The sequence below is a fragment of the Streptomyces sp. NPDC047072 genome, assembly GCF_040643855.1.
In the GTDB taxonomy this organism is placed as follows: domain Bacteria; phylum Actinomycetota; class Actinomycetes; order Streptomycetales; family Streptomycetaceae; genus Streptomyces.
Map to the genome: position 1 here is coordinate 1 of NZ_JBEYVC010000255.1, position 11,723 is coordinate 11,723.

The 11,723-nt window shown below is 70.9% G+C and carries 12 protein-coding genes; 9 read left to right on the plus strand and 3 right to left on the minus strand.

Going from position 1 to position 11,723, the window contains the following annotated elements; all coding sequences use genetic code 11:
• Positions 1 to 682: TetR/AcrR family transcriptional regulator (locus ABZ896_RS49575; RefSeq protein ID WP_360945016.1), on the minus strand; the 682-nt coding region annotated here is incomplete at its 3' end.
• Positions 683 to 852: 170 nt separating this feature from the next.
• On the opposite strand from ABZ896_RS49575, the gene ABZ896_RS49580 reads away from it, so the two are divergent.
• Complete coding sequence (locus ABZ896_RS49580; protein ID WP_360945019.1) at positions 853 to 2,856, plus strand: dehydrogenase E1 component subunit alpha/beta; 2,004 nt, start codon at positions 853 to 855, stop codon at positions 2,854 to 2,856.
• Positions 2,857 to 2,933: 77 nt separating this feature from the next.
• On the opposite strand, the gene ABZ896_RS49585 is transcribed toward ABZ896_RS49580, so the two are convergent.
• The gene (locus tag ABZ896_RS49585; protein ID WP_360945022.1) at positions 2,934 to 3,980 is read right to left on the minus strand and encodes a cyclase family protein; all 1,047 of its coding nucleotides are present in this window, start codon (positions 3,978 to 3,980) and stop codon (positions 2,934 to 2,936) included.
• 132 nt (positions 3,981 to 4,112) lie between these two features.
• Between ABZ896_RS49585 and ABZ896_RS49590 the strand changes: the two genes are divergently transcribed.
• Both ABZ896_RS49590 and ABZ896_RS49595 read left to right on the plus strand, forming a co-directional pair.
• Positions 4,113 to 4,508 (plus strand): nuclear transport factor 2 family protein, encoded by a 396-nt coding sequence (locus ABZ896_RS49590; RefSeq protein WP_360945025.1) that lies wholly within the window; start codon positions 4,113 to 4,115, stop codon positions 4,506 to 4,508.
• 29 nt (positions 4,509 to 4,537) lie between these two features.
• A complete protein-coding gene (locus ABZ896_RS49595) occupies positions 4,538 to 4,939 on the plus strand; it encodes a nuclear transport factor 2 family protein (protein ID WP_360945028.1) in 402 nt (133 codons plus the stop codon).
• A gap of 54 nt (positions 4,940 to 4,993) precedes the next feature.
• On the opposite strand, the gene ABZ896_RS49600 is transcribed toward ABZ896_RS49595, so the two are convergent.
• On the minus strand, positions 4,994 to 6,604 hold the full coding sequence (locus tag ABZ896_RS49600; RefSeq protein ID WP_360945031.1) for an NAD(P)/FAD-dependent oxidoreductase: 1,611 nt from the start codon (positions 6,602 to 6,604) through the stop codon (positions 4,994 to 4,996).
• 182 nt (positions 6,605 to 6,786) lie between these two features.
• Between ABZ896_RS49600 and ABZ896_RS49605 the strand changes: the two genes are divergently transcribed.
• The 6 genes from ABZ896_RS49605 (at position 6,787) to ABZ896_RS49630 (ending at position 11,632) form a co-directional block, all read left to right on the plus strand.
• On the plus strand, positions 6,787 to 7,188 hold the full coding sequence (locus ABZ896_RS49605; protein WP_360945034.1) for a carboxymuconolactone decarboxylase family protein: 402 nt from the start codon (positions 6,787 to 6,789) through the stop codon (positions 7,186 to 7,188).
• 24 nt (positions 7,189 to 7,212) lie between these two features.
• A complete protein-coding gene (locus ABZ896_RS49610) occupies positions 7,213 to 7,953 on the plus strand; it encodes an SDR family NAD(P)-dependent oxidoreductase (protein WP_360945037.1) in 741 nt (246 codons plus the stop codon).
• Positions 7,950 to 9,137 carry an FAD-dependent oxidoreductase gene (locus ABZ896_RS49615; RefSeq protein WP_360945040.1) on the plus strand — a complete coding sequence of 396 codons (1,188 nt, stop codon included), beginning with the start codon at positions 7,950 to 7,952 and terminating at the stop codon, positions 9,135 to 9,137. The genes ABZ896_RS49610 and ABZ896_RS49615 overlap by 4 nt, the downstream gene beginning before the upstream one ends.
• A 17-nt stretch (positions 9,138 to 9,154) precedes the next feature.
• A complete protein-coding gene (locus tag ABZ896_RS49620) occupies positions 9,155 to 9,349 on the plus strand; it encodes a ferredoxin (protein ID WP_360945043.1) in 195 nt (64 codons plus the stop codon).
• 42 nt (positions 9,350 to 9,391) lie between these two features.
• Positions 9,392 to 10,630, plus strand: a complete 1,239-nt coding sequence (locus tag ABZ896_RS49625) for a cytochrome P450 (RefSeq protein ID WP_360945046.1) — start codon at positions 9,392 to 9,394, stop codon at positions 10,628 to 10,630.
• 81 nt (positions 10,631 to 10,711) lie between these two features.
• On the plus strand, positions 10,712 to 11,632 hold the full coding sequence (locus tag ABZ896_RS49630; protein ID WP_360945049.1) for an SDR family NAD(P)-dependent oxidoreductase: 921 nt from the start codon (positions 10,712 to 10,714) through the stop codon (positions 11,630 to 11,632).
• Positions 11,633 to 11,723 lie beyond the last annotated feature (91 nt).

The window sequence follows — 11,723 nt, forward strand, 5'->3', positions numbered from 1 at the left end:
CGTCGCGACCTTCGGCGGCTGGCTCGGCGCGACCGGCGACGCCGTCGAGGCGTTCACCGCGGCCGTCGCGGTCCTGATCATCGCGTGTCCGTGCGAACCCGCGGAACAGGGTCGCGCAGTACTCCCGGGACAGATACGCCGGATCCCAGCGCCCGCCCGGCTTGACCCACTGGTAGGTGTGGTTGTGCAGGTTGAGGAACTGCAGGGTCGCCAGGCGCGGTTCGGCCACCCGCAGCCCGCCCTGCTCGGCGGCCTCGGTGAGCAGACCGGTGATCAGGTGCTCGAACTCGGAGCGCTGGCCCAGCAGGGTCTGCAGCTCCGGGCCGGTCAGACTGCGGTAGTCGTGCTCGTAGACCCAGATGTGGTCGAGCCGGTGGAAGATGATCGTCAGCAGCGACTCGGACAGCAGCCGCAGCCTGAGCAGCGGGTCCGCGTCGAGCTCCGCGATCTGGCGGGCCCGGGACAGCAGCGGGTTCATCACCCGCCCCTGGATCTCGATCAGCAGGTTCTCCTTGGAGCCGATGTAGTAGTACAGCGCTCCCTTGGCGAGCCCCACCGCACGGCCCAGGTCGTTCACGGAGGTCGCCGCGTAGCCCTGCTGGGCGAACAGCTCGGCGGCCGTGTCGATGATCTTCTGGCGGCGGACCTCGAAGTCCGGCCCGTGACCAGGCGGTCGTGGCATCGCATCTCTCCCCTGACGGGACGACGTGTCGGACCGCACGGGCCCGATTCCACGAGGCACCGCTCCGGACGCCGCAGGGGCGCCCGGGGGGAAAGCGGACCCCGTGACGTCGTCGCACTAGTTTGCTAGACCAAACGGTACATTAAAAGACCCGCATTGCGAGGACGCGCATGACCCAGGCACCCCAGTTCACCGGCGCCGGCACCCTCACCCGGTCCGCGCACGCCGAGCAACTCCTGGAAATGTACCGGCGGATGAGGCGCATCCGCCGCTTCGAGGAGCGGGCGTCCGCGCTGTACAAGGCGACGGAGATCCCCGGCTTCCTGCATGTCTCGATCGGGCAGGAGGCCACCGCCGTCGGCGCCTGCTGGCCGCTCGGCGCCCGCGACGGCATCACCTCCACCCACCGCGGCCACGGCCACGTGCTGGCCAAGGGGCTCGACACGGCGTCGATGATGGCCGAGCTGATGGGCAAGGAGGCGGGCACCAACCGCGGCCGCGGCGGCTCCATGCACATCGCCGACCCGTCCCTCGGGATCTACGGCGCCAACGGCATCGTCGGCGCCGGGCTCCCGATCGCCGCGGGTGTCGCCACCGCCGCCAAGCTGCGCAAGGCCGGCGACGTCGTGGTGGCGTTCTTCGGCGACGGCGCGGTCGCCCAGGGCATGTTCCACGAGGCCGTGAACCTCGCCGCCGTCTGGGACCTGCCGGTCGTCTTCCTCTGCGAGAACAACCACTACTCCGAGTTCTCGCCCGCCTCCGCCCAGCACCGCGCCCCGCTCTCGGCCCGCGCCGCCGGCTACGGCATCGGCTACGCCCACGTCGACGGCAACGACGTCCTGGCCGTCGCCGGGATGATGACCGACGTCGTCGAGCGGCTGCGCAAGGGCGGCGGCCCGGTCCTCGTGGAGGCCGAGACCTACCGCTGGCACGGCCACTACGAGGGCGACCCCGAGCGCTACCGCAGCGCCGAGGAGGTCGCCGCCGCCAAGGAGCGCGACCCGCTGCTGGTCGCCCGCCGCCACCTCGCCGAGGCGGGCGTCGACGAGGCCGTCGTGGACGCCGTCGACAAGGAGATCGACGAGGAGATCGAGGCGGCGTTCACCAGGGCACGGGCCCTGCCCGAGCCCGCACCGGAGACCCTGTACGACTTCGTCTCCGCCCCGCGCGCGACCGTGCGGGAACCCGCCCCCGCGGCCGGTGAGGTCTTCCGGTCGATGGACGCCGTACGGCTCGCCCTGGAGCACGAACTCGCCGCGGATCCCTCGGTGTTCGTCGCCGGCATCGACGTCGGCGCGGGCGGCAACGTCTTCGGCCTCACCCGCGGCCTCGCCCAGGCCTTCCCCGACCGGGTCCGCGACACCCCGATCAGCGAGAGCGCCGTCATCGGTACGGCGGTCGGGGCGGCCATGGCCGGGATGCGGCCGGTCGTCGAGGTCATGTACATGGACTTCATCGGCGTCTGCTTCGACATGCTGCTCAACCAGGCCGCCAAGCTCCGCTTCATGACCGGCGGCCGAGCCTCGCTCCCGCTGGTCGTGCGCACCCAGTTCGGCGCCGGGCGCTCCTCGGGCAGCCAGCACTCCCAGAGCCTGGAGGCGCTCCTCGCCCACATCCCCGGCCTGACCGTGGTGATGCCGTCCAACCCGGCCGACACCTACGGCCTCCTGCGCGCCGCCATCCAGGACCCGAACCCCGTGATCTTCGTCGAGAACCGGCTCCAGTACGGCCTCAAGGGCCCGCGCCCCGCGGAGGACCACCTGATCCCGCTGGGCAGGGCGCGCGTGGTCCGCGAGGGCACCGACGTCACCCTCGTCTCCTGGTCCCGCATGGTCCAGGAGGCCCTGGCGGCGGCGGAGACGCTCGCCGCGGAGGGCGTGAGCGTGGAGGTGATCGACCTGCGGACGATCGCCCCGCTGGACCGCGAGACGGTCCTGGCGTCCCTCGCCAAGACCAACAGGCTGGTCATCGCCCACGAGGCGGTACGGGACTTCGGCGTCGGCGCCGAACTGTCCGCCCTCGCCGTCGACGAGGGCTTCTGGCACCTGGACGCGCCCGTGACCCGGGTCGCCCCGCCACCGGTCCCGGCGCCCTACGCGCCCTCCCTGGAGCGGCTGTGGCTGCCCTCGCGGGACACCATCGCCGAGACGGTACGGCGGATCGCGGCGGTGTGAGAGCGCCTACGACGCGGAGGGCCCCCGGGACGTGATCCCGGGGGCCCTTTCCGTGGGGACGGTTCTCAGGTGGTCCCTCAGACCGTCGCGACCGGCGTCAGCGGACTGCCCTGGGTGCCGGGCAGGTTGAGCGGGGGAGCCGTCAGCAGGAAGCGGCTGCGGTTGTGCTCGCGCAGCCAGGCCGCCAGGTCGTGCAGGTACCACAGCTCACCCAGCGGGACGCCCAGCTTGAACAGGCACAGGTGGTGGATGGGCAGCAGGGTGTGCGGGCCCTGGGCCTGGGTGACGCCCACGCCCTCGACGGCGTAGTTGTCCGAGATCAGCGCCGACATCTGGGAGTCGGTGATCCACTTGAGGATGTCCGGGTCGTCCGCGTCGAGGTAGGCGGCCGTCTGGTGGATGGCCACGGGGTCGGGGTTCTTGCCCCAGGCGAGGATCTGGGTGGCGAAGCCGGTGTGCAGCAGGACCATGTCGCCGGGCTCCACCACGACGTTGTCCGCCGCCATGATCTCCTGGAGCTGCTTGTAGTTGACCGGCTGGTAGCCGGTGCCCAGGTGGTGGGCGATGTCGATCAGGACACCGCGGCCCTGCACACCGTGCTCCGCCATGTGTTCCAGGCCGAGGTGGCGGGCGAACGCGAGGCTGCCGCTGCCGTCGCCCTTGGCGTCCTCCTCGGGTCCGACGAGGTCGGTGCCGGGGCGGAAGCCGTTGTAGTAGACCGGCTCGGCGACGCCGTCGCCGTCGGCGTCGAACTCGGCGCCCTGATGGGCGAGGGAGTCCCACTGGGTGGAGTACTGCAGCCACAGGGTGACCACGTCGTCCGACCACACGTCGATCAGTTCCGGGCTGATCTGCTCGCTGGCGACGACGTTGTAGAACACGTCCTGCTTGTGCGCCAGGTCCTCGGTCGGCCGCAGGATCGGCGGGTAGCGCCGCTGGTTCATGGCCGAGCCGCCCGGATAGTCGAGGGGCAGGCTCAGGCTGAAGGCGATGCCGTGCTCGACCTCGCGCACCCCCTGGAGCACCTTCTCGGGGGTCAGCAGGTTGATGCGCCCCAGCTCGTCGTCCTCACCGAAGTCGCCCCAGTTGGAGCCGGGCGGACGCTGCTTCCAACGCTTGGTCACGATGTTGCCTCCTCGTGCGATGGTCCCCGTTGACCCGCTCGCATGCTATTTGGATTGGACCGGGCGGTCAACAAATCGATCAGAATCTAATAGACTGGGTGGTCGAAAGCTGCTTCTACCTTGGAGGGAAAAGTGGGCGAATCCACAGCGGCGTGGGTCGCGGCGGGTGTACGCGCGGTGATCGGCGCGCACACCCAGGCCCAGGACGCCGGACGCACCGATGACATCGTCGCGCTCTACACGCCCGACGGCGTGCTGGAGCTGCCGGGCATGGACCCCGTCGAGGGCCATGACGCCCTGCACGCGGCCTTCAAGGCGTGGGAGCCGACCCAGCCGCAGCTGCACCTGGTGACCAACACCGTGATCACCTCCTGGACCGAGGAGGAGGCGACCGCGTCCAGCGACGTGGCCTTCCTCCAGCGCGGCGAGGACGGCTGGGCGGTGCAGATCGTCGGTCACTACGACGACGTCCTGCGGCGCCACGAGGGCGCCTGGCGGCTGAGCCGGCGCAGCACCGTCTTCCAGTGACCGACCACCCCTCACCCTTCGGGAGCGACATGAGCAGCACATCCGGCGAGGCGTCCGTCGCCGCCGCCTTCCAGTCCGCCATCGCCGCCTACGCCCAGGCGCTGGACGCCGGGCGCGTCGACGACCTGGCCGACCTGTTCTGGGCCGACGGCGTCGCCGAGATCGCCGGGATCGGCACCTTCGAGGGGCAGGAGGCCATCCGCAAGGGCTACGCGGCCTTCGCGCCGGCCCAGCCCCAGCTCCACCTGGTGGCCAACACCGTCGTCACGCCGGTGAGCGAGGACGAGGCGACCGCGGTGAGCAACCTGGCCTTCTTCCAGCGCGGCGAGGCCGGGTGGGCGGTGCAGATGGTCGGGCGCTACGACGACGTCCTCACCCGGCGGGACGGCGAGTGGCGGTTCCAGAAGCGGGTGACCAGCTTCCTGCCGTAACACAGCACGACCGAGGGGGCCTTGCCGATCCCGGCAAGGCCCCCTCGGCGCTGGTCAGTTCTTTTCGTCGGCCTTGGCGAAGCCGAAGGTGGCGTAGTCGTTCGTGCCGACCTCCTTGATCAGCTCCTGGAGCTTCCACCGCCCGGTGGGGTTCAGCAGCTGGCGGACCGGCTTGCCGGGGATGTTGGCGCCGTAGAAGTAGCTGCTCGTCAGGAACGACGACTGGCCCGAGCTGTCGTTGACCAGGTCCGTCCACTCCTGCTCGGCGGCGGCGGTCACCTCGACCACGTCATGGCCGTGCTCGCGGGCGTGGACGAGCACGTCGGTGACGAACTCGACCTGGTCGCCGGAGTAGCGCGGGTTGTTGCCGAGGGCGCCGTGCGGGCCGCCGGGGAAGAAGAAGTTCGGGAAGCCGGCCGCCGCGACGCCGAGATAGGTCGAGGGGCCGTCCTTCCAGTACTCCTCCAGAGGGAGCCCGCCGCGGCCGCGCACGCCCAGCCGGTTGAGGGCGCCGGTGCCGAAGTCGTAGCCGGTCGCCCAGATGATGACGTCGAACTCCTGGTGGCCGGCGCTGGTCTCGATGCCGGTCTCGGTGATCCGGGTGATCGGCGTCTCGTTGATGTCCACCAGCTCGACGGACGGCTTGTTGTACGCCTCGAAGTAGCCGGTCACGAACGGGGGCCGGCGGCCGCCGTAGCCGTGGTCCTTGGGGATCAGCTTCTCGGCCGTGGCCGGGTCCTTCACGATGGAACGGATCTTGGCGGCGATGAACTCGCACCACTCCTTGTTCACCGTGGGGTTGGTGGTCATGTCGTAGTAGTGCTCGGACAGTTTGGTGAACCCCGGGCCGTTCCAGCGCTCTTCGAAGAACTCCTGGCGCTGCTCGGGGGAGTCGTCCAGGCCCGAGCGCATGGTGATCTGGTGCAGGAAGCCGCTCACCGAGGTGTTGAGGGTGTCGCGGATCGACTCGAAGTCGGACTTGAGCCAGGCCTGGTCCTCCGCCGTGAGCGGGCCGTTGTTCAGCGGTGTCGCCCAGTCGGCCACCTTCTGGTACACCGTCAGCTTGGCCACGTCGTCGGCGATCGCGGGGACGATCTGCACCCCGCTGGAGCCGGTGCCGATCTGCGCGACCCGCTTGCCGGTGAAGTCGACCGGGGTCTTCGGCCAGCGGCCGGTGTGGTGCTGGTCGCCGCGGAAGTCGGCGCGCCCAGGGATCTCGGGGATGAACGGCACCGACAGGATGCCGGTCGCGGCGACGACGTAGCGCGCCTCGTGCTCGGTGCCGTCGTCCGTGGTCACCGTCCAGGTGCCGGACTCCTCACCGAAGACCGCGGAGGTCACCTTGGCGTTGAACACCATGTCGCGGCGCAGGTCGAAGCGGTCGACGACATGGTTGAAGTAGCGCTCGATCTCCGGCTGCCCGGCGAACTTCTCCGACCACTCCCACTCCTCCCACAGCTCCTTGGAGAAGAGGTAGCCGTAGGTGTAGCTCTCGGAGTCGAAGCGGGCCTCGGGGTAGCGGTTCCAGTACCAGGTACCGCCGACGCCGCTGCCGGCCTCGATCAGACGCACCGAGAACCCGGCCTCGCGCGCCCGGTACAGCTGGTAGATGCCGGTGACTCCGGCTCCGATGACGAGGACGTCGACCTTCGTCGATCCGCTCATCTGCCCTCCACGGCTCCAAGGGGCTTTGCGGCTCCCGGGTTGTTTTCTTCGACCGGTCGGTCGAATAATGAGCCCGAGACTAGATGAGGGCCTGGGCTCGATCAATAGGTCTTGAGTGTACCGACCGTTTGGTCTAACTTTCCGCTCAGGGCAACGTCGCCTTCCCGGAACAGGAGCCGTGTATGACTGCGAAAGACATCAAGGAGCCGGTGCCCGACTCCGATCTGCGGGCCGCGGGCCTGAAGGCGCTGCGCGAGGCGCTGCCCGGTGTCTTCCCCGAGGGCGACATCGACCTGCGGGACGGCAAGCTCGGCGAGGACCTCGTCGAGATCGGCCTGACCACCGTCTACGGCGCCCTGTGGGCCCGAGAGGGGCTCAGCGCCCGGGACCGCAGCCTGGTCACCCTGGGCGTGCTCATCGCGCTCGGCGCCGAGACCGAGATGAAGACCCACTTCCGGATCGCCAAGACCAACGGTCTGACCGAGGACGAGCTCGCCGAGGTCATCTACCACTCCGCCGGATACGCCGGCTACCCCCGCGCGACGGCCGCCCGCACCGCGGCCCGCGAAGCACTGGCCGGCTAGAGCCGCAGGCACCGAGGAGCACGCATGTCACTTCAGGGAAAGGTCGCGGTCGTCACGGGCGGCGCCCGCGGCATCGGTCAGGGCATCGCGACCGTACTGGCGGCCAAGGGCGCCGCGGTCGCCGTATGGGACCTCAACGCGGAGGGCGCCGAGAAGACCGCCGCCGCCATCAACGAGTCCGGCGGGAAGGCCATCGCGGTGGGCGGTGACGCCGCCGCGGCCGACGCGATCGCTGCCGCCGCGGCCCGCACCCGCGCCGAACTCGGCCCGGTCACCATCCTCGTCAACAACGCGGGCACCACCGCCTACCAGCCGTTCACGGACATCTCCGAGGACGCCTGGGACCGCATGATGGCCATCAACCTCAAGGGACCGTTCCTGGTCACCCAGGAGCTGGTGCCCGACATGCTCGCGGCCGGCTGGGGCCGGATCGTCAACATCTCCTCCTCGTCCGCGCAGACCGGCGCACCCGCCATGGCCCACTACGCGGCCTCCAAGGGTGGGGTCATCGGACTGACCCGGGCGCTGGCCGTCGAGTACATCGACAAGGGGATCACCGTCAACCACGTCCCGCCGGGGTTCATCGACACCCCGCTGGTGCGCCAGGGCCCCGTCGACGTGGAGGCGGTCGCGGCCGGCATGCCGATGAAGCGGGCCGGCACCCCCGAGGACGTCGCCCACGCCGTGGCCTACCTGGCCTCCGAGGAGGCGAGCTACGTCACCGGCCAGACCCTCAGCACGAACGGCGGGCGCTACCTCGTATGAGCATCCAGAACGTCCTGGTGGTGGGCGCGTCCGCGGCCGGGCTCGCCACGGTGGAAGCGCTCCGGCGCAAGGGGTACGAGGGTGCCGTCACCGTCCTCGGCGACGAGCCGCACGCCCCCTACGACCGGCCGCCGCTGTCCAAGCAGGTCCTCGCCGGCGCCTGGGAGCCGTCCCGCGCCGAGCTGCGGACCGCCGACTTCCTCGCCGACCTGGGCGCCGACTTCCGGTTCGGCGACCCGGCGACCGGCCTGGACGCGGCCACCCGGACCGTGCGCACCGAGGCCGGGCACGAGCTGACGGCCGACGCGGTCGTGATCGCCACGGGGGTGCGGCCACGGACGCTGCCCGGCCAGGAGCCGCTGGCCGGGGTGCACGTCCTGCGCAGCCTCGACGACTGCCTCGCCCTGCGCGCCGACCTGCTCGCCGCCTCGCGGCTGGTGGTCGTCGGCGAGGGCGTGCTCGGCTCGGAGATCGCGGCCACGGCCCGGGGGCTCGGCCTGGACGTCACTTTGACCGGGCCGCTGGCCGCGCCGATGGCCCTCCAGGTGGGCCCGCTGGTCTCGGGCCTCCTCGCCGACCTGCACACCGAGCAGGGCGTACGGCTGCGGCTGGGGACCGGCGTCACCGGCCTCACCGGTGCCGCCGGCCGGGTCACGGGGGTGGAGCTGGCCTCGGGCGAGGTGCTGCCCGCCGACGTGGTCGTCGTCGCGATCGGCGCCGTACCCGCGACGGACTGGCTCGCCGACAGCGGACTCGAACTGGACAACGGCGTGGTCTGCGACGCGCTGTGCCGGGCCGAGGAGGGGATCTACGCCGTCGGCGACGTGGCCCGCTGGCACCACGAGCGGCTCGGCCGCTGGGTCCGCCTGGAGAACCGTACGAACGCCACCGAGCAGGGCATGGCCGTCGCCGCGACCCTCCTCGGCGAGGAACGGCCGTACGTGCCGGTGCCGTACTTCTGGACGGACCAGTACGACGCCAAGCTCCAGTGCCACGGCTTCCTCCCCGCCGACGCCGAAATGGACGTCGTCGAGGGGGAGTTGGCGGCGCGTCGGTTCGTGGTCCGGTACCGCGTCGACGGCCGGGTCACCGGAGTCCTGGGCTGGAACATGCCCAAGCAGACGCGGCTGCGCCGCCAGGAGGTCGTCGACGCGCTGCGGTCCGACCCCGTCCCCACCCACTGAACGATCAGGAGAGACCCATGAAGGTTGTCGTCGACGAGGAGAAGTGCGTCGCCGCCGGACAGTGCGTGTCCGCCGCCATGGACGTGTTCGACCAGCGCGACGAGGACGGCATCGTCGTCGTCCTCGACGAGAACCCCCCGGCGGAGCTGGCCGACGACGTCCGCAACGCGGCCGCGGTGTGCCCCGCTCTCGCCATCCGCATCGAGGAGTAGGTCCCCCGAGTCCCCCCACCCCGATCCGCTGGAGGAGAACCCATGGCCGAGGCAGAGACCCGCCCCGCCCCCGACGAGGAGCTGTACTACTACCAGGACGACCGGGACGCCACGTGCCCGTTCGCCCCGCCGCCGGGCCTGCGCGCGCTCAACGACAAGGCGCCCGTCACCCGCGCCCGCATCTGGGACGGCAGCACCCCCTGGCTGGTCACCGGACACGCCGCGCAGCGCGCGATCCTGTCCGACCCGCGGGTCAGCTCGGACGACAAGAGGGCCGGATTCCCGTTCCCCAACAAGCCCATGGCGGACACCGCCCACGAGCACCCGCTGACGATCTTCAACGCCGACGGCGCCGACCACACCCGTATCCGCCGCATGATGACCCGCCCCTTCACCCGCCCCCGCATGGAGGCGCTGCGGCCGGACATCCAGCGGTTCACCGACGAGCTGATCGACAAGATGCTCGCGGGCCCCAAGCCGGTCGACCTGGTCACCGCGCTCTCGCTGCCGCTGCCCTCGCTGATGATCTGCGCGCTGCTCGGAGTGCCGTACGACGACCACGAGTTCTTCCAGGAGCACGCCGGGTTCGCCACCCGCAGCGACAAGACCACCGAGGAGCAGACGGCCGCCAACCGGGCGCTCGGCGGCTACCTCGCCGGACTGCTCCAGAAGAAGATGGAGGAGCCCGGCGAGGACGTCCTCTCCGACTTCGCCCAGCGGATCAAGGACGGCGACCTCACCCTCCCCGAGGCCACCCTGCTCTCCATGATCCTGCTGATCGCGGGGCACGAGACCAGTGCGAACATGATCACGCTGGGCACCGCGCTGCTCCTGGAGAACCCGGAGGAGATCGCCCGGCTGCGCGCGGTCGAGGACACCCGGGAGGCCGCGGGCGCGGTCGAGGAGATCCTGCGCTACATCACCGTCGCCACCTTCGGCCAACGGCGCATCGCCGCCGAGGACTTCGAGTTCGAGGGCGTGCGGATCAAGGCCGGCGACGGGATCGTCGTACCGCTGCCGGCCGGCAACTGGGACCCGGAGGCCTTCCCGGAGCCGGAGAAGCTCGACCTCACCCGCAAGGCGACCCACCACCACGCCTTCGGCTGGGGCATCCACCAGTGCCTCGGCCAGCAGCTCGCCCGCATCGAGCTCCAGGTCGTCTACGGCACCCTCTACCGCCGCATCCCCACGCTGCGCCTGGCCGTGGACCGGGACGAGCTGTCGTTCCGCCCGGCCGACGCGCTGGCCTTCGGTATCGGCGAGCTGCCCGTCACCTGGTAGCGCATCGGTCCAGGGGCCCCGCCCCGTCACCCCAGGGCGCCGGAGCCGCCGGACACCGCCCGACAACGTACGGAGTCACCCATGAGCGAGTTCAGGTTCGACGGGCGCGTGGCGGTCGTCACCGGCGCGGGCCGCGGTATCGGCCGGGCCCACGCCCGGCTGCTGGCGGCGCGCGGAGCGAAGGTCGTCGTCAACGACCTCGGCGGGTCGATGGAGGGCGAGGGCACCGACGCCGGGCCCGCGCAGAAGGTCGTCGACGAGATCAGGGCGGCCGGGGGCGAGGCCGTCGCGGACACCCACGACGTGTCCACGCAGGACGGCGGCAAAGCGATCGTCGACACGGCCGTCGAGCACTTCGGGCGGATCGACATCCTCGTCAACAACGCCGGGATCATCCGGTGGGCGGGACTGCCCGAGGTCGACGCCGACAACCTCGAACGCCACCTCGCCGTCCACCTCCTCGGCTCCTTCAACACGCTGCGGGCCGCCTGGCCGCACTTCGTGGCGCAGGAGTACGGCCGGGTCGTGCTGACCACGTCCAGCGGGGTGTTCGGCCTGCCCAACAACCTCTCCTACGCGGCGGCCAAGGGCGGCACGATCGGGCTGGCCCGCAGCGCCAAGCTGGCCGGCGCCCCGCACAACATCAAGGTCAACCTGATCGCGCCGGCCGCGATGACCCGCATGGGCGGCGGCCCCGAGGACGAGGACGCGCAACAGGCGGACGGGCAGCCGTACATGCCCTCCGACGCGGTCGCGCCCATGGTCGCGTACCTCGCCCACGAGAGCTGCCCGGTCAGCGGCGAGATCTACACCGCGGGCGCGGGCCGCTTCGCCCGCCTCTTCCTCGCCTCCACAGAGGGCTACGCCCACGAGGACGGCCCCGCCTCGATCGAGGACGTCGCCGCGCACTGGGACGCCGTCAACGACGAGAAGGGCTACTACGTCCCGTCCGACCTGATGGAGTGGTCGGGGGCTTTCCTGAAGCACCAGTTCGGCGGCTAGGGCGTGTTGCGAAAGTCCCGTCTGCCGTTCGACGCCCGGCACGCCCTCTCGCCGCACCGGACGAAAGCCCACGTACAACCAGTACGAGGGC

Bases quoted from the DNA above. Each gene is read 5' to 3' on its own strand.
- ABZ896_RS49580 (WP_360945019.1), top strand. From the start codon at position 853: ATGACCCAGGCACCCCAGTTCACCGGCGCCGGCACCCTCACCCGGTCC.
- ABZ896_RS49595 (WP_360945028.1), top strand. From the start codon at position 4,538: ATGAGCAGCACATCCGGCGAGGCGTCCGTCGCCGCCGCCTTCCAGTCC.
- ABZ896_RS49600 (WP_360945031.1), bottom strand. From the start codon at position 6,604: ATGAGCGGATCGACGAAGGTCGACGTCCTCGTCATCGGAGCCGGAGTC.
- ABZ896_RS49605 (WP_360945034.1), top strand. From the start codon at position 6,787: ATGACTGCGAAAGACATCAAGGAGCCGGTGCCCGACTCCGATCTGCGG.
- ABZ896_RS49610 (WP_360945037.1), top strand. From the start codon at position 7,213: ATGTCACTTCAGGGAAAGGTCGCGGTCGTCACGGGCGGCGCCCGCGGC.
- ABZ896_RS49615 (WP_360945040.1), top strand. From the start codon at position 7,950: ATGAGCATCCAGAACGTCCTGGTGGTGGGCGCGTCCGCGGCCGGGCTC.
- ABZ896_RS49620 (WP_360945043.1), top strand. From the start codon at position 9,155: ATGAAGGTTGTCGTCGACGAGGAGAAGTGCGTCGCCGCCGGACAGTGC.
- ABZ896_RS49625 (WP_360945046.1), top strand. From the start codon at position 9,392: ATGGCCGAGGCAGAGACCCGCCCCGCCCCCGACGAGGAGCTGTACTAC.
- ABZ896_RS49630 (WP_360945049.1), top strand. From the start codon at position 10,712: ATGAGCGAGTTCAGGTTCGACGGGCGCGTGGCGGTCGTCACCGGCGCG.